This is a genomic window from Mycobacterium persicum, from assembly GCF_002086915.1.
GTDB lineage: Bacteria > Actinomycetota > Actinomycetes > Mycobacteriales > Mycobacteriaceae > Mycobacterium > Mycobacterium persicum.
In genome coordinates, this window is the sequence record NZ_MWQA01000001.1 from 3005073 (window position 1) to 3026427 (window position 21355).

At 65.5% G+C, this 21355-nt stretch carries 14 protein-coding genes; 10 read left to right on the forward strand and 4 right to left on the reverse strand.

What is annotated here, in order from left to right:
- Nucleotides 1-69: 69 nt before the first annotated feature.
- Together B4U45_RS13770 and gltB are read right to left on the reverse strand one after the other, a co-directional pair.
- Entirely contained in the window at nt 70-1536 is a 1467-nt protein-coding gene (locus B4U45_RS13770; protein ID WP_075549747.1) for a glutamate synthase subunit beta, read from the reverse strand.
- Nucleotides 1529-6136, reverse strand: a complete 4608-nt coding sequence (gene gltB / locus B4U45_RS13775; RefSeq protein WP_075549746.1) for a glutamate synthase large subunit — start codon at nt 6134-6136, stop codon at nt 1529-1531. The genes B4U45_RS13770 and gltB overlap by 8 nt, the downstream gene beginning before the upstream one ends.
- Nucleotides 6137-6840: 704 nt before the next feature.
- Between gltB and B4U45_RS13780 the strand changes: the two genes are divergently transcribed.
- A complete protein-coding gene (locus B4U45_RS13780; protein ID WP_240316540.1) occupies nt 6841-8226 on the forward strand; it encodes a MinD/ParA family ATP-binding protein in 1386 nt (461 codons plus the stop codon).
- A gap of 12 nt (nt 8227-8238) precedes the next feature.
- Here B4U45_RS13780 and B4U45_RS13785 read toward each other — a convergent pair whose 3' ends face one another.
- Together B4U45_RS13785 and B4U45_RS13790 are read right to left on the reverse strand one after the other, a co-directional pair.
- A complete protein-coding gene (locus B4U45_RS13785) occupies nt 8239-8658 on the reverse strand; it encodes an SRPBCC family protein (protein ID WP_075549744.1) in 420 nt (139 codons plus the stop codon).
- A 238-nt stretch (nt 8659-8896) separates the two neighbouring features.
- Nucleotides 8897-9184 (reverse strand): WhiB family transcriptional regulator, encoded by a 288-nt coding sequence (locus B4U45_RS13790; protein ID WP_075549743.1) that lies wholly within the window; start codon nt 9182-9184, stop codon nt 8897-8899.
- 465 nt (nt 9185-9649) lie between these two features.
- Here B4U45_RS13790 and espM point away from each other — a divergent pair, with 465 nt between their 5' ends.
- The 9 genes from espM to eccCb all read left to right on the forward strand — a co-directional run bounded on the left by espM (nt 9650) and on the right by eccCb (nt 21311).
- Nucleotides 9650-10756: an ESX-1 type VII secretion system transcriptional regulator EspM gene (gene espM, locus B4U45_RS30090; protein ID WP_075549742.1), complete on the forward strand. Its 1107-nt coding sequence runs from the start codon at nt 9650-9652 to the stop codon at nt 10754-10756.
- Nucleotides 10757-10989: 233 nt separating this feature from the next.
- On the forward strand, nt 10990-12309 hold the full coding sequence (locus B4U45_RS13800) for an EspA/EspE family type VII secretion system effector (RefSeq protein WP_075549741.1): 1320 nt from the start codon (nt 10990-10992) through the stop codon (nt 12307-12309).
- Between the two features lie 76 nt (nt 12310-12385).
- Complete coding sequence (locus B4U45_RS13805; RefSeq protein ID WP_075549740.1) at nt 12386-12697, forward strand: ESX-1 secretion-associated protein; 312 nt, start codon at nt 12386-12388, stop codon at nt 12695-12697.
- Nucleotide 12698: 1 nt separating this feature from the next.
- Nucleotides 12699-13550 (forward strand): ESX secretion-associated protein EspG, encoded by an 852-nt coding sequence (locus B4U45_RS13810; RefSeq protein WP_075549739.1) that lies wholly within the window; start codon nt 12699-12701, stop codon nt 13548-13550.
- Nucleotides 13551-13588: 38 nt separating this feature from the next.
- A complete protein-coding gene (locus B4U45_RS13815) occupies nt 13589-14134 on the forward strand; it encodes a DUF2694 domain-containing protein (RefSeq protein ID WP_075549738.1) in 546 nt (181 codons plus the stop codon).
- Between the two features lie 3 nt (nt 14135-14137).
- Nucleotides 14138-15859, forward strand: coding sequence for a type VII secretion AAA-ATPase EccA (gene eccA / locus B4U45_RS13820; RefSeq protein ID WP_075549737.1), 1722 nt, complete (start codon nt 14138-14140; stop codon nt 15857-15859).
- 3 nt (nt 15860-15862) lie between these two features.
- Complete coding sequence (gene eccB / locus B4U45_RS13825) at nt 15863-17305, forward strand: type VII secretion protein EccB (protein ID WP_075549736.1); 1443 nt, start codon at nt 15863-15865, stop codon at nt 17303-17305.
- Nucleotides 17305-19542, forward strand: coding sequence for a type VII secretion protein EccCa (gene eccCa / locus B4U45_RS13830; RefSeq protein ID WP_075549735.1), 2238 nt, complete (start codon nt 17305-17307; stop codon nt 19540-19542). The genes eccB and eccCa overlap by 1 nt, the downstream gene beginning before the upstream one ends.
- Nucleotides 19539-21311: a type VII secretion protein EccCb gene (gene eccCb / locus B4U45_RS13835; protein ID WP_083153567.1), complete on the forward strand. Its 1773-nt coding sequence runs from the start codon at nt 19539-19541 to the stop codon at nt 21309-21311. Before eccCa ends, eccCb begins: the two co-directional genes overlap by 4 nt.
- Nucleotides 21312-21355: the final 44 nt, after the last annotated feature.

Consider the following 21355-nt stretch of genomic DNA (forward strand, 5'->3'; position numbering starts at 1 on the left):
CCGGCGTCTGGCAAACAACAGACGACGCGCCGAGCAATCAACGGCGTGTTTCTGGTGTTACTGGTGTGGTTATTGAAGCGGCACAGCCGTCGGCTTGATCGGTGCCGGAAGCGCGGTGGAGCCCATCAGATAGCGGTCCACACCCGCGGCTGCGGCCCGGCCTTCGGCGATCGCCCACACGATCAACGATTGGCCTCGCCCCATGTCACCGGCCACGAAAACACCCGGAACCGAGGTTTCGTAGTCGTCGCCGCGCGCCACGTTCCCGCGGTCGGTGAACTCGACCCCGAGATCGCTGAGCAGACCGGGCTTCTCCGGGCCGACGAATCCCATCGCCAGCAAAACCAGATCCGCCTCGAGTTCGAAGTCCGAACCTTTGACCTTGACGAACTTGCCGTCCTGCATGGTCACCTCGTGCGCCTTGAGCGCGGTCACATGCCCATCGACACCGACGAATTCCTCGGTGTTGACCGAAAACACCCGCTCGCCGCCTTCTTCATGGGCCGCAGAGACCCGATACATCAGCGGGTAGGTCGGCCACGGGGTCGAGGGCGCGCGGCTGTCCGGTGGGCGCGCCATGATCTCGAACTGGTGGACGTTGACCGCGCCTTGGCGATGCGCGGTACCCAGGCAGTCGGCCCCGGTGTCGCCACCGCCGATGATGACGACCTTCTTCCCCTTGGCGGTAATCGGCGGCTGCCCATCGGGCCCCAGGACGTCATCACCCTCTTGGACCCGATTGGCCCACGGCAGGTATTCCATCGCCTGGTGGACGCCATCCAGATCACGACCGGGAATGGGCAGGTCGCGCCAGGCGGTGGCGCCACCGGCCAGCACTACCGCGTCGAACTCGGCGCGCAGCTGCTCGGCGGTGATGTCGACCCCGACATTGACGCTGGCGCGGAACTCGGTCCCTTCGGCCCGCATCTGCTCCAGCCGCCGATCCAGGACACGCTTTTCCATCTTGAACTCGGGGATGCCGTAGCGCAGCAGGCCGCCGATCCGGTCGTCGCGCTCGAAGACGGTCACTGTGTGTCCCGCACGGGTGAGCTGCTGCGCGGCGGCCAGGCCTGCAGGGCCCGAACCGACGACGGCAACCGACTTGCCGGTCAGCGTGTGCGGCGGCAGTGGCTCGACGAAGCCTTCCTCGAAGGCATTGTCGATGATCTCCAGCTCGATCTGTTTGATGGTCACCGGATCCTGGTTGATCCCGAGCACGCATGCCGGTTCGCACGGCGCCGGACACAGCCGGCCGGTGAAGTCCGGGAAGTTGTTGGTGGCGTGCAACCGTTCGATCGCGTCGGGCCAACGGCCCCGGCGCACCAGGTCATTCCATTCCGGGATCAAGTTGCCCAGCGGACAGCCGTTGTGGCAGAAGGGAATACCGCAGTCCATGCAGCGAGTTGCCTGCTGACGCAGCGTCTCGTTGTCGAACTCCTCGTAGACCTCTTTCCAGTCGCGCAGGCGCAGCGGAACAGGTCGACGCTTCGGCAATTTCCGGTGTGTGTATTTGAGGAAGCCGGTCGGGTCAGCCATGCGCAGCCGCCATGATCGCCTTGTCCACATCCACTCCGTCACGCTCGGCCTCGGTGATGGCTTGCAACACCCGTTTGTAGTCGCGGGGCATCACCTTGACGAAATGCCGCTGCTGCCCATGCCAGTCGGCCAAAATGCGTTGGCCGACCGGGGAATCGGTGGCGTCGACGTGCGCGGCGATGATGCCCTGCAGGAAGTCCGCGTCATCGGTGTCGAGCGTCTCGACGTCGACCATCTCGGTGTTGAGGTTGTCGGGTAGCTCGCCGTGCGGGTCGTAGACATAGGCGATCCCGCCCGACATACCGGCGGCGAAGTTGCGGCCGGTACGACCCAGGATGACCACCCGACCGCCGGTCATGTATTCGCACCCGTGATCGCCCACACCCTCGACCACGGCATGCGCCCCGGAATTGCGGACCGCGAATCGTTCACCGACCACGCCACGCAGGAAGACCTCGCCGTTGGTGGCGCCGAACAGGATCACGTTGCCCCCGATGATGTTGTCCTCGGCGACATAGTCCGGCGGCGCGTTGTCCGACGGCCGCACCACGATCCGGCCGCCGGACAGACCCTTGCCAACGTAGTCGTTGGCATCGCCGTAGATGCGCAATGTGATCCCCTTGGGCACAAACGCACCGAAGCTGTTACCGGCTGACCCTTCGAATGTGATGTCGATGGTGCCGTCCGGCAAGCCTTGGCCACCATAGGCTTTCGTCACCTCGTGACCCAGCATGGTGCCCACCGTGCGGTTGACGTTGCTGATGGTGGTCGAAAAACGAACGGGCGAACCGGAATCCAGCGCCTCGCGGCTCATCACGATCAGCTGCTGATCGAGCGCCTTGTCCAGACCGTGATCCTGACGCGAACTGCAGTACAGGTCCTGGTTCATGAAAGCCGACTCGGGCTCATGCAGCACCGGCGTCAGATCCAGGCGGTGCGCCTTCCAGTGGGCCCGCGCCAGCGTGGTGTCCAGCGATCCGACCTGGCCGACGGCCTCGTTGAAGGTGCGGAAGCCCAACTGCGCCATGTATTCCCGCACTTCTTCGGCGATGAACATGAAGAAGTTCTCCACGAACTCGGCCTTGCCGGTGAACCGTTCCCGCAGCACCGGGTTCTGAGTGGCCACACCGACCGGGCAGGTGTCCAGATGGCACACCCGCATCATGATGCAGCCCGCCACCACCAGCGGCGCAGTGGAAAAGCCGAATTCCTCCGCGCCGAGCAGCGCCGCGATCATCACGTCACGACCGGTCTTGAGCTGGCCGTCCACCTGGACCACGATCCGGTCACGTAAACCGTTGAGCAGCAACGTCTGCTGCGTCTCGGCCAGACCCAATTCCCACGGCGCACCAGCATGCTTCATCGACGTCAACGGGGTCGCCCCGGTACCGCCGTCGTGCCCCGAGATCAGGACCACGTCGGCGTGCGCCTTGGAGACACCCGCGGCCACGGTGCCGACGCCGTTTTCGGAGACCAGCTTGACGTGCACCCGCGCGGACGGGTTGGCGTTCTTCAGGTCATAGATCAGCTGCGCCAGATCCTCGATGGAGTAGATGTCGTGATGCGGCGGCGGTGAAATGAGGCCCACACCGGGCGTGGAGTGCCGGACGTCGGCCACCCACGGGTACACCTTGTGACCCGGAAGCTGGCCGCCCTCACCGGGTTTGGCGCCCTGGGCCATCTTGATCTGGATGTCGGTACAGTTGGTCAGATAGTGCGAGGTGACACCGAAACGGGCCGAGGCGACCTGCTTGATGGCGCTGCGGCGCCAATCCCCGTTGGCATCGCGCTCGAAACGGCGGACGTCCTCGCCGCCTTCACCGCTGTTGGAGCGGGCACCCAGCCGGTTCATCGCGATCGCCAGCGTCTCGTGCGCCTCAGCGGAGATCGAGCCGTAGCTCATCGCCCCTGTCGCGAAGCGCTTGACGATCTCGCTGGCGGGCTCGACCTCCTCCAGCGGCACCGGAGGCCGCACGCCCGCGCGGAATTTGAGCAAGCCGCGCAGTGAGGCCATCCGCTCGCTCTGATCGTCGACCAGGCGGGTGTACTCCTTGAAAATCTTGTATTGCCCGGTGCGGGTGGAGTGTTGCAGCTTGAACACCGTCTCCGGGTTGAACAGGTGGTATTCGCCTTCCCGGCGCCACTGGTACTCCCCGCCCACTTCGAGCTCGCGATGCGCCCGTTCGTCCGGCCGGTCCAGGTAGGCCAGCGAGTGACGAGTGGCAACGTCTGCGGCGATGTCGTCGAGGGTGATGCCGCCGGTAGGGCAGGTCAGCCCGGTGAAGTACTCGTCGAGCACGTCCTCGGAGATGCCGACGGCCTGGAACAATTGCGCGCCGGTATAGGACGCCAGCGTCGAAATGCCCATCTTGGACATCACTTTCAGCACACCCTTGCCCGCGGCCTTGATGTAGTTGTTGAGCGCCTTCTTGCGGTCGATGCCGTCCCCGAGGCCTTCCAGGGCGCCCCGGTCGAGCATGTCTTCGATCGACTCGAACGCCAGGTAGGGGTTGACCGCGGCGGCCCCGCAGCCCAGCAGCATCGCCATGTGGTGGACTTCGCGGGCGTCACCGGATTCGACGACCAGGCCCACATGGGTGCGGGTCCGTTCGCGCACCAGGTGGTGGTGCACCCCGGCGACGGCGAGCAGCGACGGTATCGGCGCCAGCTTCTCGTCGGAGTTGCGATCGGACAAGATGATGACCCGCGCGCCGTCGGCAATGGCCGCCGACGCCTGGGCACGCACGTCTGCCATGGCGGCCGCCAGCCCGCTACCGCCCTCGGCCACCGGGTATAGACACCGAATGACCTTGGAGCGCATGCCGTGCGGGCGTCCGTTGACCTCGGTGTCCGGGTCGAGGTTGATCAGCTTGGCCAGCTCGTAGTTACGCAGAATCGGCTGGGGCAGCACGATCTGGTGACAGGAGTTCTCGTCCGGGTTCAGCAAGTCGCGCTCGCCGCCGGTGGTGCCCTGCAAGCTGGTCACCACCTCCTCACGGATGGCGTCCAGCGGTGGGTTGGTCACTTGGGCGAACAACTGGTGGAAGTAGTCGTACAGCATCCGCGGACGCCGGGACAGCACGGCGATCGGTGTATCGGTGCCCATCGAGCCGATCGGCTCCGCGCCGGTCCGGACCATGGGCGCCACCAGCAGGTTCAGTTCCTCGTAGGTGTAACCGAAGGTCAACTGCCGCACCACCAGCCGGTCGTGGGGCATCCGCACGTATTTGCCCGCCGGTAATGCGTCCAGCGGAACCAGGTTGCGGTCCAGCCATTCCTGATATGGGTGCTCGGCGGCCAGCTCGGCCTTGATCTCCTCGTCGGAGACGATGCGGCCCTGCGCGGTGTCGACCAGGAACATCCGGCCCGGCTGCAGCCGCATCCGGCGGACCACCGTCGACGGGTCGAGATCCAGCACGCCGGCCTCGGAGGCCATCACCACCAGGCCGTCGTCGGTAACCCAGATCCGCGACGGCCGCAGGCCGTTGCGGTCCAGCACCGCGCCCACGATGGTGCCGTCGGTGAACGTCATCGACGCCGGGCCGTCCCAGGGCTCCATCAGCGAGGCGTGGTACTGATAAAACGCCCGACGAGCCGGGTCCATGCTCTCGTGGCGCTCCCAGGCCTCGGGAATCATCATCAGCACGGCGTGCGCCAGGCTGCGCCCACCCAGGTGCAGCAGCTCGAGCACCTCGTCGAACCGCGCCGTGTCGGAGGCTCCCGGGGTGCAGATCGGGAACAGCTTTTCCAAGCTATTCGCCGAGTCGGACTCGGCCTTGAACACGTCGGTCTTGATCAACGCCTCGCGGGCGCGCATCCAGTTCTCGTTGCCGGTGACGGTGTTGATCTCGCCGTTGTGAGCGATCCGCCGAAACGGGTGCGCCAGCGGCCAGGACGGAAAGGTGTTGGTGGAGAACCGCGAGTGCACGATACCCAGGGCGCTCGTCAGCCGGTCGTCCTGCAGGTCGAGGTAGAACGCCTTCAGTTGCGGCGTGGTCAGCATGCCCTTGTAGACGAACGTCTGGCCGGACAGGCTGGGAAAGTAGACGGTCTCCCGGCCGGGGCCGTCCTGGCCGGGGCCTTTGGTGCCGAGTTCATGCTCGGCCCGCTTGCGAATCACGTAGGCACGGCGCTCCAGCGTCATGCCGGAGGCGCCCGACATGAAAACCTGACGGAAGGTGGGCATCGCGTCGCGGGAGAGGGCACCCAGGGACGAGTCGTCGGTGGGCACGTTCCGCCAGCCCAGCACGTGCAAGCCCTCGGCCTCGGCGATCTTCTCCACCGCTGCACAGGCAGCCGACGCATCCTTGGACGACTGCGGCAAAAAGGCGATACCGGTGGCGTAACTGCCCGGAGCCGGCAACTCGAAGTCGACGACTTCTCGCAGGAACGCATCCGGCACCTGAATGAGGATGCCCGCGCCGTCGCCGCTGCGCGGCTCGGCGCCGGCGGCACCGCGATGTTCGAGGTTCAGCAGCGCAGTGATCGCCTTGTCCACAATGTCGCGGCTACGCCGGCCGTGCATGTCGACGACCATGGCTACCCCGCACGAATCGTGTTCGAATGCGGGGTTGTATAGCCCGACGCGCTTGGGCGCCATACCCACCTAACCCTTCAGCAGACTTCCTGCGCGGCCTCACCAGCAGCTCCGACGGCGCCATGCCGTGACGTTGCGGGCGTTGACCCCTCCGGTCTTGTCGATAGGCTGTCCGTCCAGCGGAATGATCAGGCCGGTGATTCGTCCGTGCAGCGCTGAACGGTGCCCCGGTACCGATCTCGACAAGTCGTAAAACGATATGACAATACCCGCCTGACATGCCAACTTCCTCAATGGTAACCCGCCCACCGGCGGTGCCGTGGGTACCGCCGGACCGGCCTCCGAGGACATCCTCACCTGCCGTTTTGGGAGCGCGAACCCACGCCCTCGCCAGCCTCGGAAGTGCTGCCGGTGGCCACAGTAACTACTTAGACTAATTTGCTGGTGCGGCCGGTCAGCAGCCGCAGGGGCCACGGTTAGGCGCTCACACCGCCGTCACACCGGTAACACGCTCGGTGATAAAGCATGGCAGCCATGGTGCGGAAACCGCCGGGTCGGGCGTCGACGGCCCGAGGAGAGCGCTGCCGCCATGCCAGGGTGGCCCGGCGCCGAGTTTGCACAATATTAATAGGAGTCTAAAACCGCTTGTGACAGGCCGGCCGACCGCAAGCCCGGTCCACCAGGTGAGGCAGCCCGGCCGGTGCCCGATACTGGGACGGATACTGGTCGGTGTCCGGCGTTGGTGGTCCGACTCGACTGAGGAGCTTATGAACGAGCGCGACGAATTCCTTCGGGATCGGATGCGGCCGACTCGGCCCGCCGGCCCGGGCAGTAGCCAGACCGGTCCGCAGTCCGAAGTTCCGCATTCGGCACCCTCGCGGGCCCCGGTGGCGCCTCCTCGCGTGCCTGGGGCGCATCCACCCGCTGCGCCGCGCCCGCCGACATCTGCGCCGGCGCCATCGCAGCCGCCGGCCCCTCATCGCGTGGCTGGCCCGCATTCACCCGCTCCGCGGCGCCCGCCGACAACTCCGCCACCGCATCCGCCGGCGTTCGCATATGGTCCGCCGCCACCGGCTTCAGCCCAACCCCCGCGCCCGGCCGAACCGGCGCAGCCACGACCGGACGCACCGCAATCAGCGTTGCCGCCGCACCCGCTCGCACCGTCCGATGTCCCGGTCCCACCGGGTATTCGGGCCGAGGGCGCCCTCGCATCCGCAACCGGTTCCGGGGGTGTACCCGCCGACCACAGCTGGCGACGTCTCGTTCGAGTGGTGTCCTTCGGCCTGATCAATCCCGGTCCGTCCGCCGCGCAACGCGAGGCAGCCGATTTCGAAGCCGCCATCCGAACCGCCCTGCGCGGCAGCCACAAGCTCGGCGTCCTGGGCAAGGGCGGCGTCGGCAAGACCTCGGTCGCGGCCAGCATCGGATCCATCTTCGCCGAACTGCGCCAGCAGGACCGCGTGGTGGCGATCGACGCCGATACCGCCTTCGGCCGGTTGAGCAGCAGGATCGATCCGGCCGCGCATGGGTCGTTCTGGGATCTGACCGCAGCCAAAGACCTGCCGTCGTTCGCCGAGATAGTCGCTCGGCTGGGCCGTAACTCCGTGGGCCTGCACGTGCTACCCGGCGAACCGATGGCCGGGGGACGCAGGGTGCTCGACCCTGCGATCTACCGGGAGGCCGCGCTGCGCCTGGACCGCCACTTCGCGATCTCGGTGATCGACTGCGGTTCGACGATGGACGCCCCGCTGACCCAGGAAGTGCTGCGCGACCTCGACGCGCTGATAGTGGTGTCCTCGCCGTGGGCGGACGGGGCCTCCGCTGCGGCAAAGACGATGGAGTGGCTGTCAGACCGCAGGCTGACGGATCTGTTGCGGCGCAGCATCGTGGTGCTCAACGACTCCGATGGCCATTCCGACAAACGCACTCGCTCGGTGCTTGCCCGCGAGTTCGTCGAGCATGGGCAGCGGGTTGTCGAGGTGCCCTTCGATCCGCATCTGAGGCCGGGCGGCGTCATCGACGTGCGCCGCGAGCTGGCGCCGGCGACGCGGCTGAAATTTCTCCAGATCGCGGCGATCATCGTGGAGTATTTTGCATCGCGACCCGACGAGCGCCGAGCCTCCCGCCCTGAGGCGGCGACGCCAGCGCACTGACCGCCGGCGGACTCAGCGCGACTCGGCTGCCCGTTTTAGGCCGTTGCTTTCCATGTCGACATACGACCGAACCCGCGAACCCGCGGTGAGGCTTGCCAACCACGCCAGTGGTCCGGTCATGATCAATTCGAGCGTGGTGCGCACGCCGTCCCCGTCTTCGTCAATGCGATGCACCGCCTCGATCGAAAGACCGGGCTGGGTTGCCACCCAGGTGAACGTGCGCATCGGCTTCAGTTCGGTGACCGTCCACACCATCGGACGACCTTTCGGCTGAGTTACCCGGGACCGGCTGCCCACTGCCAATGGACCGGTTTCCAGGCGCTCGATCTCGCGCATCGACTTCGTCCAGGCCGGCCAGCCCTCGACGTCGACGAGCAGTTCCCATACCCGCGCCGCCGGTGCGTGCACGATTTCCTCACGCATGTACCGCATCCGCCACCTCCCTTTCGACCGGCATCATCGCACCGACGAGCCGGGTGGCTCCGGGTGGCCCGGCACGGTAGGTCGCCGAATCGAGCTCAGGGCGGCCGTCTTTGCCGCTTGCCGGCGGGCAGCGGACAACGCAAACAGCGCGAGAAATCTTTCGATTTCTCGCGCTGTCTACGTGTGGCAACAGCTGACCGCACCGCACCGCAGACCCCTCGAAGCAGCGGCTCGGATCGCGGCAGGCTTATGCCGATTGGGCGACGACCCGCTCGCGCACGGGGTAACCGTTGCGCTCCGCCAGTGACCGCAGTTGGCCCAGCGCGAACGCCCGGGCCCGGCCTGACTCAGGAATTACCACACCGGCCCAAAGACCTTCCGCGCCCGGGGATTCGACAGCGTCCCGGGCGCACGCCCAGCGCCGCGGGCAGGCCCGGCACATCGCCTTGGCCTCGTTGTCGGGTGTCGTTGTCCAGCGGTCGGGGTCCTGCGTGCAGACGCCCAGCGGGACCTCGTGCAGAGCCGTTGCGGTCATATCGTTGCGCTCCTCTTAAAGCGTTGCAGGTCGGTAGCCTCCCAAGCAGTAGCGTATAGCACTAACCGTTGCAGTGCAACAGTTGGAACCGGTGAGCCCCGCCGAAGCACGCTACGGCTGCCCGCAGTGATTGCTTCGGAGCTCGCCGATGCGGGCCATCACCAGGCGTTACACTCACAATTTCACGTGCTGCCGCCGCCCGGGCAGGTCAAAACCGGGCCAAGCCATTGCACAAACCGTTACGGCTTGCAATACTTCTGCCGGGCAGAACCGTAGCATTTATCGCGGTTTTGCCGCAGCAGTACCCGCCGCTGACCCCCGACAACCATGGTCCGAAAAACGTAGCAAAAGCGTAGCGTTGGAAGAGCGCAACGGTTAGGATGGTGGTCGGCGGAAGGCGTCCTGCTGACCGCACCACTACCCGCCAGCTAAGACGTGCCCCGGAAAAGTGAGGAAGCGACGCAGATGCCCAACGCCGATTCACCTGTCGGGCCGGCTCTGCTGGTCGCCCACAGCGGCGAACCGTCGCACGCGATCGCCCCCGGCCGTGACGTCGTGACCATTGGTCGCACACCCCAAGCCGGTGTCCAGGTTGATGATCCGGACGTTTCGCAGGCACATCTGCGCGCAGTGTCCGAAGATGGACCGTGGCGCATCCTCGGCAACGGCCCGAGCGGTATGTTCGTCGACGGACGACGCAAAGGATCTGTGACCGTCAGCGACAAGACCATCGTCCGGTTCGGCGATCCCACTGGAGGCAAGGCGTTGACGTTCGAAGTCGTCAGGCCGTCGAATTCGCCTGAAGAGCAGCGCCGTGAACAACGACCGGCGGACCAGTCGGATGGCCAGACCAGCGAACCCGATCCCGGCGTGGTCCGCGCCGGCGCGGCCGCTGCGGCAAGGCGACGTGAGCTCGACATCAGTCAGCGCAGCCTCGCGGCCGACGGGATCATCAATGCGGGCGCATTGATCGCCTTCGAGAAAGGCCGTAGCTGGCCACGGGAACGGACCCGGGCCAAGCTCGAGGAAGTGCTGCAATGGCCGCCCGGGACCATCGCCCGGATCCGCCAGGGCGAGCCCGCCGGACAGCAGGCGGCGCTACCGACCTTCGAGGCAGATGCCGAGGTACCGCCCGCCGAGGGCCCGGCATCGTTGATCGCGCAGGCGGTGGCGGCGGCCGTCGACACCTGCAGCCTGGCCATCGCCGCGTTACCACCGCCCGAGGACCCCGAGTTCACCGAGCGGGCAGCGCCGATCCTCGCCGACTTGCGTCAACTCGAGGGCATCGCCGTACAGGCGACTCGCATCAGTCGTATTACCCCCGAACTGATCAAGGCACTGGGCGCGGTCCGCCGTTACCACGACAAATTGATGACGCTGGGGGCCACCGCCCCGGGAGCCACGCTGGCGCAGCGTTTATATGCCGCGCGCCGGCGCGCCAATCTTTCCGCATCCGAAACTGCACAGGCAGCCGGAGTGGCAGAAGAAATGATTGTCCGCGCCGAAGCCGAGGAAGCTTTGCCAGCCGAAGCCGCCGAAGCAATCGAAGCGCTTATCCGTCAAATCAATTGAGTCGACTCCGGGGGCCGCAACACAATGGAGCGCTCGAGTTCAATCGTCCGGGGAACGGCACCGTCGCCCGGTCGGCCGGCTGCGCGGCTACGTCACGCGTTGCGCACGAAATCGCCCGGCTCACCAAAAAATTCGTGCATCTACCGCCACCACAGCGCTGCTAAGCTCAACGTGCGGTGTAAAGGTGCACAACAGTCAGTGCACAGAATCAGCGAGTGTGAGGAAAGACGTAAATGAAGGGCAGCGACCTTTGCAAGAACACCAGTAACTTCATTTGGGGCCAGTTGCTCTTGCTCGGCGAGGGCATCCCCGACCCAGGTGATGTCTTCAACACGGGCGCGACGCTGTTCAAGCAAATCAGCGACAAGATGGGGCTCGCCATTCCGGGCGCCAACTGGATCGGCCAAGCCGCCGACGCTTATTTGAACCAGAACATTGCGCAGCAACTTCGCGCAAAGGTGATGGGCGACATCGACTCTTTGACCGGCAACATGATTTCAAACCAGGCCAAGTACGTCTCCAACACGCGCGACGTCCTGCGGGCGATGAAGAAGATGATCGACGGTGTTTACAAGGTCTGCAGGGGGCTGGAAAAGGTTCCGCTGCTGGGTTGGCTGTGGTCGTGGGAACTCGCACTGCCGATGTCCGGCATTGCCATGGCTACCGTCGGCGGCGCACTTCTGTACCTGACGATCATGACGCTGATGAACGTGACCAACCTGCAGGGTCTGCTCGGTCGGCTCATCGAGATGTTGACGACGCTGCCTAAGTTCCCGGGTCTGCCCATCCCCAGCATCCCCGACATCATCGACGGCCTCTGGCCGCCGAAACTGCCCGACATTCCGATCCCGGGCCTGCCCGACATCCCGGGCTTGCCGGACTTCAAGTGGCCGCCCGTCCCGGGTATACCGGACTTCAACTTGCCGATTCCGGGTCTGCCCGACTTCGAGTGGCCGTCCATCCCGGGCCTGCCCGACTTCGGCTTGCCGAACCTGCCCGGCCTGCCCGGCCTGCCCGGCCTGCCCGGCCTGCCGAGCTTCCCTGGCTTGCCCATCCCCGGATTCCCGAGCCTGCCCGGCCTGCCCAGCATCCCGAACTTGTTCCCCGGCTTACCGAGCCTGGGCGACTTGATCCCGGGAATCGGCAACCTCGGCAAGTTGCCAACCTGGACGGAGTTGGCCGCCCTGCCCGATTTCTTGGGCGGCTTCGCCGGCCTGCCCAGCCTCAGCTTCAGCGACCTGATGTCGTTTGCCCAACTGCCCAACGTCAGTTCGCTCACGGCGACGATGGGTCAGCTGCAGCACCTGGTGTCAGCTGGCGGTGGGCCGGGCCAGCTCGGCAGCATGGCCGGCCAACAGGCGCAGATGATCTCCTCGCAGGCCCAGCAGGGCGGCCAGCAGCAGGCCACCCTCGTCAGCGACAAGCGGGAAGAAGACGAGGAAGGCGCCGCCGCGGGAGCAGGTGCCGAGCGCGCTCCGATCGACGCCGGGGCCGCCGGCGTCCAGCAGCGCCAGGGTCCGCCGCCCAGGCCCGCGCCGAGTGGGCTGGTTTGATGCGCCTGCCGTATCAAAGCCAAGCGCACCAAAGCCATAGCGAGTAAAAAGAAGAACGTAGCGGAAAGGTCCACCCATGACAGGAATACTCGGCGTCGTACCGTCCTTTCTGAAGGTACTGGCGGGTATGCACAACGAGATCGTCGGCCAACTCAAATCGGCCACCTCGGCACCCAGCGGAATCAGCCAGCGCGTCCAGATCACCCACGGTTCATTCACGTCGAAATTCAACGACACGTTGCAACAGTTCGAGACGACCCGCAACAGCACCGGCACTGGGCTGCAAGGGGTCACTAGCGGGCTGGCTAACAATCTGCTCTCGGCGGCCGGGGCCTACCTGAATTCCGACCAAGGTCTGGCCGGCGTCATCGACAAGATCTTCGGTTGATATGACCGGTCCGCTCGCTACCGGCCGCGCGGGCCTCGTCGACGACGTCGTCGGCGTCGAGGTCACCATCGACGGCATGCTGGTACTCGCGGACCGGTTACACCTGGTCGATTTCCCAGTGGCGCTGGGCATCCGGCCGAACATCCCGCAAGACGATCTGCGGGAAGTCGTCTGGGACCAGGTGCGGCGTGACCTCACCGCGCAAGGCGTCCTGGACCACAACGGCTACCCGCATCCGACGGTCGCCTCGATGGTGGACACCCTGAGTCGGCCGGACCGCACCCTCGAAGCTCGCTGGTGGCGCCGCGACGTCGGCGGCGTCATGGTGCGGTTTGTGGTGTGCCGCAAGGACGATCGCCATGTCATCGCAGTGCGCAACGGTGACCTGCTGGTGCTTCAGCTGGTGGCCCCGCAGGTCGGCCTGGCGGGCATGGTGACCGCGGTGCTGGGTTCCGCGGACCCGGCGAACGTGGAACCGCTCACCGGCATCGCGAGCGAACTGGCCGAGTGCACCACCGCGGCTCAGCTGACCCGCTACGGCCTGGCGCCCACCGCGGCCCGCATCTACACCGAAATCGTGAACAATCCGGACAGCTGGGTGGAAATCGTCGCGAGCCAACGCCATCCGGGAGGCACGACGACGCACACCAAGGCTGCCGCCGGTGTCCTCGACTCGGCGCACGGCAGGCTGGTCTCACTTCCCCGCATCGTCAGCGGTGAACTGTACGGCAGCTTTCTCCCGGGCACGCCGCAGAACCTGCAGCGCTCGTTGGACGCCCTGGTGGAGCTTCTCCCAGCGGCCTCCTGGTTAGATCACGCCTCGGATCACACCCAAGCCTCCGCCCGAGGCTGACTGCTCAATCCCCGTCACGAGTCAGAAAGGGAGCCATAGTGGACCTGCCCGGGAACGACTACGTCAGCGACGATTTCGACGCGCTGGATTTCACCGCCGGTGCGGCCGAGGAATCCTCACTCGACGCGCTCGATGAGTACGCGCCGGCCGAGCCGGCGGACACCGCGGGAGCCGACCTGGACGCCCTGCACGGGCTGACCGAGAAGGAAGAAGAGTCCGAGCTCGAGTTGTTCACGGTAACCAACCCGCAGGGCAGCGTGTCGGTCACGGCGATGATGGGCGGCATCATCCAGAAGATCACGGTCACTGACAAGGCATCGCGCATGACCGAATCAGGGCTTGCCGAGGAGATCTTCGTCATCGCCGACCTGGCCCGGCAAAAAGCCCGGGCAGCCCAGCACACCTTCATGATGGAGAGCATGAATGAATTGGCGGGCGACGGCGAGGAGGCGAATGCCCTGCTTCGCGAGTTCGTGGGGATGACGCTGAATTTGCCGACGCCCGAAGAAGCCGCCGCAGCCGAAGCCGAGGTGTTCGCCACTCGCTACGAGGTCGATTACACCTCTCGGTACAACGAACGGTGATACATGACTGATCGCCTGGCCGGTCTGTTCGAAAGTGCCGTCGGCATGCTGCCGTTGTCTGAGGCACGGTCGCTGGACCTGTTCACCGAAATCACCAATGACGACGAGTCGGCGTGCGATGCGTGGGTCGGCCGGATCAGATGCGGTGACCTGGACCGGGTGACACTGTTCCGAGCCTGGTATTCGCGCCGGAACTTCGGCCGATTGGCGGGTTCGGCGCAGATCTCGATGAGCACCCTGGGCGCCAGAGTCCCCATCGGCGGCCTGTACGGAGATATCACCTACCCCGTCGCATCGCCCCTGGCCATCACCATGGGTTTCGCCGCATCCGAAGCGGCCCAAGGCAATTACGCCGACGCCATGGAAGCCATCGAGGCCAGCGCGGTCGCCGGGTCCGAGCATCTGGTGTCGTGGCTCAAAGCCGTGATCTACGGCGCCGCCGAGCGCTGGACCGATGTGATTGACGAGGTCAAAAGCGGCGCGAAATGGCCGGACAAGTTTTTGGCCGGTGCTGCCGGTGTGGCGCACGGTGTGGCGGCGGCGAACCTGGGCTTGTTCACCGAAGCCGAACGCCGCCTCACCGAAGCCAACGACTCGCCGGCCGGTGAAGCGTGCGCACGCGCCATCGCCTGGTATCTGGCCATGGCGCGTCGCTCCCAGGGCAACGAAGACGCCGCGGTGGCACTGCTGGAATGGTTGCAGACCACCCATCCGGATCCGAAAGTGTCAGCGGCGCTGAAGGATTCATCGTATCGTTTGAAGACGACCACGGCCGAGCAGATCGCCTCCCGCTCCGATCCGTGGGATCCGAGCAGCGTGGTGACCGACAACACCGGTCGCGAGCGGCTGCTGGCCGAAGCCCAGGCCGAGCTGGACCGCCAGATCGGACTCACCCGCGTCAAGGCTCAGATCGAGCGATACCGCGCGGCGACCATGATGGCCCGGGTTCGGGCTGCCAAGGGAATGAAAGTCGCCCAGCCCAGCAAGCACATGATCTTCACCGGACCGCCCGGTACCGGCAAGACCACGATCGCCCGCGTGGTCGCCAACATTCTCGCCGGTTTGGGTGTCATCGCCGAACCCAAGCTAGTCGAGACCTCACGCAAGGACTTCGTCGCCGAATACGAGGGGCAGTCCGCGGTCAAGACCGCCAAGACGATCGATCAGGCCCTGGGCGGCGTGCTGTTCATCGACGAGGCCTACGCGCTGGTTCAGGAACGGGATGGACGTACCGACCCGTTCGGGCAGGAGGCGATGGACACTCTGCTGGCCCGCATGGAAAACGACCGTGACCGGCTGGTGGTAATCATCGCCGGTTACAGTTCGGACATCGACCGGCTGCTGGAAACAAACGAAGGCTTGCGGTCCCGCTTCGCCACCCGCATCGAGTTCGACACCTACAGCCCCGAAGAGCTCCTGGAAATCGCGAAAGTTATTGCCAATGCCAATGATTCGATGCTGAGCGCCGAAGCCGCCGACGAGTTCCTGCGAGCCGCCAAGACGCTGCACGAGCGGACGTTGCGCGGCCGCCCGGCCCTCGACATCGCCGGGAACGGCCGCTACGCACGGCAATTGGTCGAAGCTGCCGAGCAATACCGGGACATGCGCCTGGCGCAGGGCATCGACATCGAATCTCTGGATGTGGACCGGCTGCAAGAGATCAACGGGTCAGACATGGCCGAGGCGATCGCCTCTGTGCATGCGCACCTCAACATGAGAGAGTGAACCATGGGGCTTCGCCTCACCACCAAGGTTCAGGTCAGCGGCTGGCGCTTCCTGCTTCGCCGCCTTGAGCACGCCATCGTGCGGCGTGACACCCGCATGTTCGACGATCCGCTGCAGTTCTACAGCCGTTCGGTCGGGCTCGGCATCGTCATCGCGGTCTTGATCCTGCTCGGGGCCGGGCTGCTGGCCTTCTTCAAACCCCAGGGAAAGCTCGGCGCCAGCAGCCTTCTGACCGACCGGGCGACCAACCAGCTGTATGTGATCGTGTCGGGACAGTTGCACCCCGTCTACAACCTGACCTCGGCGCGGCTGGTGCTGGGCAACCCGGCCAACCCCGCCACCGTCAAATCCTCGGAACTGAGCAGGATGCCGTTGGGTCAGACCATCGGAATCCCCGGCGCCCCTTACGCGACACCGGTTTCCGGGGACACCACCTCGACGTGGACCCTGTGCGACACCGTCGTCCGGCCCGGCGCCGCCTCCGCCGCGGTTCAGACGTCGGTCCTGGTGATGCCGTTACTGATCGATTCGTCGATAAACCCAATCGAGGCCAACGAGGCAACGCTGGCGACCTACCAGGGTCAAACCTGGATCGTCACCGCCAAGGGGCGCCACTCGATCGACCTCAGCGACCGCGCTCTCACTTCAGCCATGGGGATCCCCGTCACCGCCCAGCCGGTCCCGATGTCGGAGGGCATGTTCAATGCACTGCCCGCGATGGGCGCCTGGCAGCTGCCGCCAATACCCGGCGCGGGAACGCCGAATACCCTTGGGCTGCCGGATGATCTGGTAATCGGCTCGGTATTTCAGATCCACACCGACAAAGGGCCGCAATACTACGTAGTGCTGCCCGACGGCATCGCCGCCGTGAACGCGACGACGGCGGCGGCGCTGCGCGCGACCCAGTCGCATGGACTGGTGGCGCCTCCGGCGGTGGTGCCGAGCCTGGTCGTGCGCATTCCCGAACGCGTTTACGACTCACCGCTGCCCGCCGAGCAGCTCAAGATCATGTCCCGGCCGGACGAACCCACCCTGTGCTGGATGTGGGAACGCCGAGCCGGTGATCAGTCGCCGAAGACGACGGTCCTGTCCGGACGGCATCTGCCGATCCCGCCGTCGGCGATGAACAGCGGTATCAAGCAGATCCAGGGCACCGCAACGGTGTACATCGACGGTGGCAAGTTCGTCCAGTTGCAGTCCCCAGATCCCCGCTACGGCGAATCGATGTATTACATCGACCCGGAGGGGGTCCGCTACGGCGTCCCCAACGCCGATGCCGCCAAGGCGCTGGGCCTGGGTTCCCCGAAAACCGCTCCCTGGGAGGCGGTTCGGCTGCTCGTTGACGGGCCGGTGCTGTCCAAAGACGCCGCCCTGTTAGAGCACGAAACGCTTCCCGCCGATCCCAGTCCACGAAAAGTGCCCGCCGGAACACCCGGAGTCCCCTGATGACGACGAAGAAATTCACCCCGACCATCACTCGCGGCCCGCGGCTGACCCCGGGCGAGATCAGCCTCACGCCACCCGACGATCTCGGTATCGACATTCCGCCCTCGGGCGTTCAGAAAGTTTTGCCCTACGTGATGGGTGGCGCCATGCTCGGCATGATCGCGATCATGTTCGCCGGCGGTAGGCAGCTATCGCCCTACATGCTGATGATGCCGCTGATGATGATCGTGATGATGGTCGGCTCGCTGGCCGGGGGTTCCGGCGGCGGTGGCAAGAAGGTGCCGGAAATCAACGCCGACCGCAAGGAATACTTGCGTTACCTGGCCGGGCTCCGCGGACGGGTGACGTCCTCGGCCACCTCACAGGTGGCGTTCTTCGGTTACCACGCCCCGCATCCCGACGATCTGCTGTCGCTCATCGGCACCCAGCGGCAGTGGTCCCGGCCGGCCAACAGCGACTTCTACGCGGCCACCCGGATCGGGATCGGCGACCAGCCGGCCGTGGATCGATTGCTGAAACCAGCCGTCGGTGGCGAATTGGCCGCAACCTCCGCGGCACCGCAACCGTATCTCGAGCCGGTCAGCCACATGTGGGTGGTCAAGTTCCTGCGCACCCATGGGCTGATCCACGACTGCCCGAAATTGCTGCAGTTGCGCACCTTTCCCACCATCGCGATCGGCGGCGCGCGGCCGGGCGCTGACCGGTTGCTGACGGCCATGATCTGCCATCTGGCGGTGTTCCATCCGCCGGACCTGTTGCAGATCCGGGTCCTCACCGAAGATCCCGAGGACCCGGATTGGTCCTGGCTCAAATGGTTGCCGCACGTTCAACATCAGACCGATACCGACGCTGCCGGACCGGTCCGGATGATCTACACCCGCCCGGACGGTCTGGCCGACCTGGCCGCGCGCGGGCCGCACGCCCCCGACACGCTTCCCACCGGCCCCTATGTCGTCGTCGTGGACCTCACCGGCGGTAAGGCCGGATTCCCGCCCGACGGCCGGGCCGGTGTGACGGTGCTCACCCTGGGCAACCACCGCGGCTCGGCTTACCGCATCCGGGTCGCCGACGACGGGACCGCTGACGACCGTCTGCCGGGCCAGCAGTTTCGCCTGGTGACCTCGGTCGCCGACAGCATGTCACCGCAAGAGGCGGCCCGCCTTGCCCGCAAGCTGGCCGGCTGGTCGATCACGGGCACCATCCTGGACAAGACGTCGCGCGTCCAGAAGAAGGTCGCAACCGAATGGCATCAGCTGGTGGGCGCCAAGACCGTCGAGGAAATCACCCCCTCCCGCTGGCGGATGTACACCGACACCGACCGTGATCGACTCAAGATTCCCTTCGGCCACGAACTCAAGACCGGCAACGTCATGTACCTGGATATCAAGGAGGGTGCGGAGTTCGGCGGCGGGCCGCACGGGATGCTGATCGGCACCACAGGGTCCGGGAAATCCGAATTTCTGCGCACGCTGATCCTGTCGTTGGTGGCCATGACCCACCCGGATCAGGTCAACCTGCTGCTCACCGACTTCAAAGGCGGCTCGACCTTCCTGGGAATGGAAAAGCTTCCGCACACCGCCGCCGTCATCACCAACATGGCCGAGGAAGCCGAGCTCGTCAGCCGGATGGGCGAGGTGTTGACCGGCGAACTGGACCGCCGCCAGTCGATTCTGCGTCAGGCCGGGATAAAGGTCGGCGCGTCCGGCGCCCTCTCCGGAGTGGCCGAGTACGAGAAATACCGGGAACGTGGCGCCGACCTTCCGCCGCTGCCAACGCTTTTCGTCGTCGTTGACGAGTTCGCCGAGCTGCTGCAAAGTCATCCCGACTTCATCGGCCTGTTCGACCGGATTTGCCGGGTGGGCCGGTCACTGCGGGTGCATTTGTTGCTGGCCACTCAGTCGCTGCAGACCGGCGGTGTTCGCATCGACAAACTGGAACCCAACCTGACCTACCGAATCGCATTGCGCACCACCAGCTCCCATGAGTCCAAGGCGGTGATCGGGACTCCGGAAGCGGTCTACATCACCAACAAAGAGAGCGGTGTCGGGTTTCTACGGGTGGGCATGGAAGACCCCGTCAAGTTCAGCACGTTTTATATCAGTGGGCCGTATGTTCCGCCGGCGGGGGTCGACGCCAATGGCGACGGCAGCAAGGCCGGTCCGCAGATTCCCAAGCAGGCGTTGCGAATCCGACCGTTCACCGCAGCCCCGGTGCTTGAGGAGGCCTTGACGTCATGACCAGTACCGAGACACGCACGTTGCGCGAGGTCATCCTGGACCAACTCAGCACAGCCGAGTCGCGGGCGTACAAGATGTGGCTGCCACCGCTGACCGATCCCACACCGCTCGACGAGCTGGTCGCCCGCGACCGGCGCCAACCGCTGCGCTTCGCCCTGGGCATCATGGACGAACCGCGCCGCCACCTCCAGGACGTCTGGGGAGTCGACGTATCCGGCGCCGGCGGGAACATAGGTATCGGCGGCGCGCCGCAGACCGGGAAGTCCACCCTGCTGCAGACGCTGGTGATGTCGGCGGCTGCCACCCACTCACCGCGCAATGTCCAGTTCTATTGCATCGACCTCGGCGGCGGCGGTCTGATCTACCTGGAAAACCTGCCGCACGTCGGCGGGGTGGCCAGCCGCTCCGAGCCCGACAAGGTCAACCGGGTGGTCGCCGAGATGCAATCCGTGCTGCGGCAACGAGAAGCCACCTTCAAGGAACACCGGGTGGGTTCTATCGCCATGTACCGACAGTTGCGTGACGATCCGAACCAGCCCGTCGCGGCCGACCCCTATGGTGACGTATTTCTCATCATCGACGGGTGGCCGGCGTTCGTCAGCGAGTTTCCCGACCTGGAATTGCAGGTCCAGGACTTGGCCGCGCAGGGGTTGTCGTTCGGTGTGCACGTGATCATCTCGACGCCGCGGTGGACGGAGCTGAAGTCACGGGTCCGTGACTACCTGGGCACCAAGATCGAGTTCCGGCTCGGCGACGTTAACGAAACCCAGATCGACCGGATTGCCCGGGAGATCCCGGCGAATCGTCCGGGCCGGGCGGTGTCGATGGAAAAGCACCACTTGATGATCGGGGCGCCCAGGTTGGACGGCGTGCACAGCACCGACAACCTGGTGGAGGCGATGACCGCGGGGGTCGCGCAGATCGCGGCCCAGCACACCGACCAGGCGCCGCCGGTCCGGGTCCTGCCCGAGCGGATTCACCTGTACGAGCTCGACCCGAACCCGCCCGGGCCGGAGTCCGATTACCGCACTCGCTGGGAGATCCCGATCGGATTGCGCGAGACGGATCTGTCGGTGGCCCACGCGCACATGCACTCGAACCCGCACCTGTTGATCTTCGGTGCGGCCAAGTCCGGCAAGACCACCATTGCCCACGCCATCGCCCGAGCGATCTGTGCCCGCAACAGTCCCGATCAGGTGCGGTTCATGCTCGCGGACTACCGCTCGGGCCTGCTTGACGCGGTGCCCGACAGCCACCTGCTTTCCGCCGGTGCGATCAACCGCAACAGCGCAAGTCTGGACGAGGCGGTCAAGGCCCTGGCAGTCAACTTGAAGAAGCGGCTGCCGCCCACCGACCTGACGACGGCACAATTGCGCTCGCGTTCGTGGTGGAGCGGATTCGATGTCGTACTCCTGGTCGATGATTGGCACATGATTGTCGGTGCCGCCGGCGGCATGCCCCCAATGGCACCACTGGCACCGTTATTGCCGGCTGCGACAGATATCGGGCTGCACATCATTGTGACCTGCCAGATGAGCCAGGCATACAAGGCGACCATGGACAAGTTCGTGGGCGCGGCATTCGGGTCGGGCGCCCCCACAATGTTCCTTTCGGGCGAGAAGCAGGAATTCCCGTCGAGCGAGTTCAAGGTCAAGCGGAGGCCCCCTGGCCAGGCATTTCTGGTCTCACCGGAAGGCAAAGAGGTCATCCAGGCCCCCTACATCGAGCCTCCAGAAGAAGTGTTCGCAGCACCCCCAACCCCCGGTTAAGATTATTTCAATCGCGGCGAGGAGGTCCCGAGACCGCGGTAATC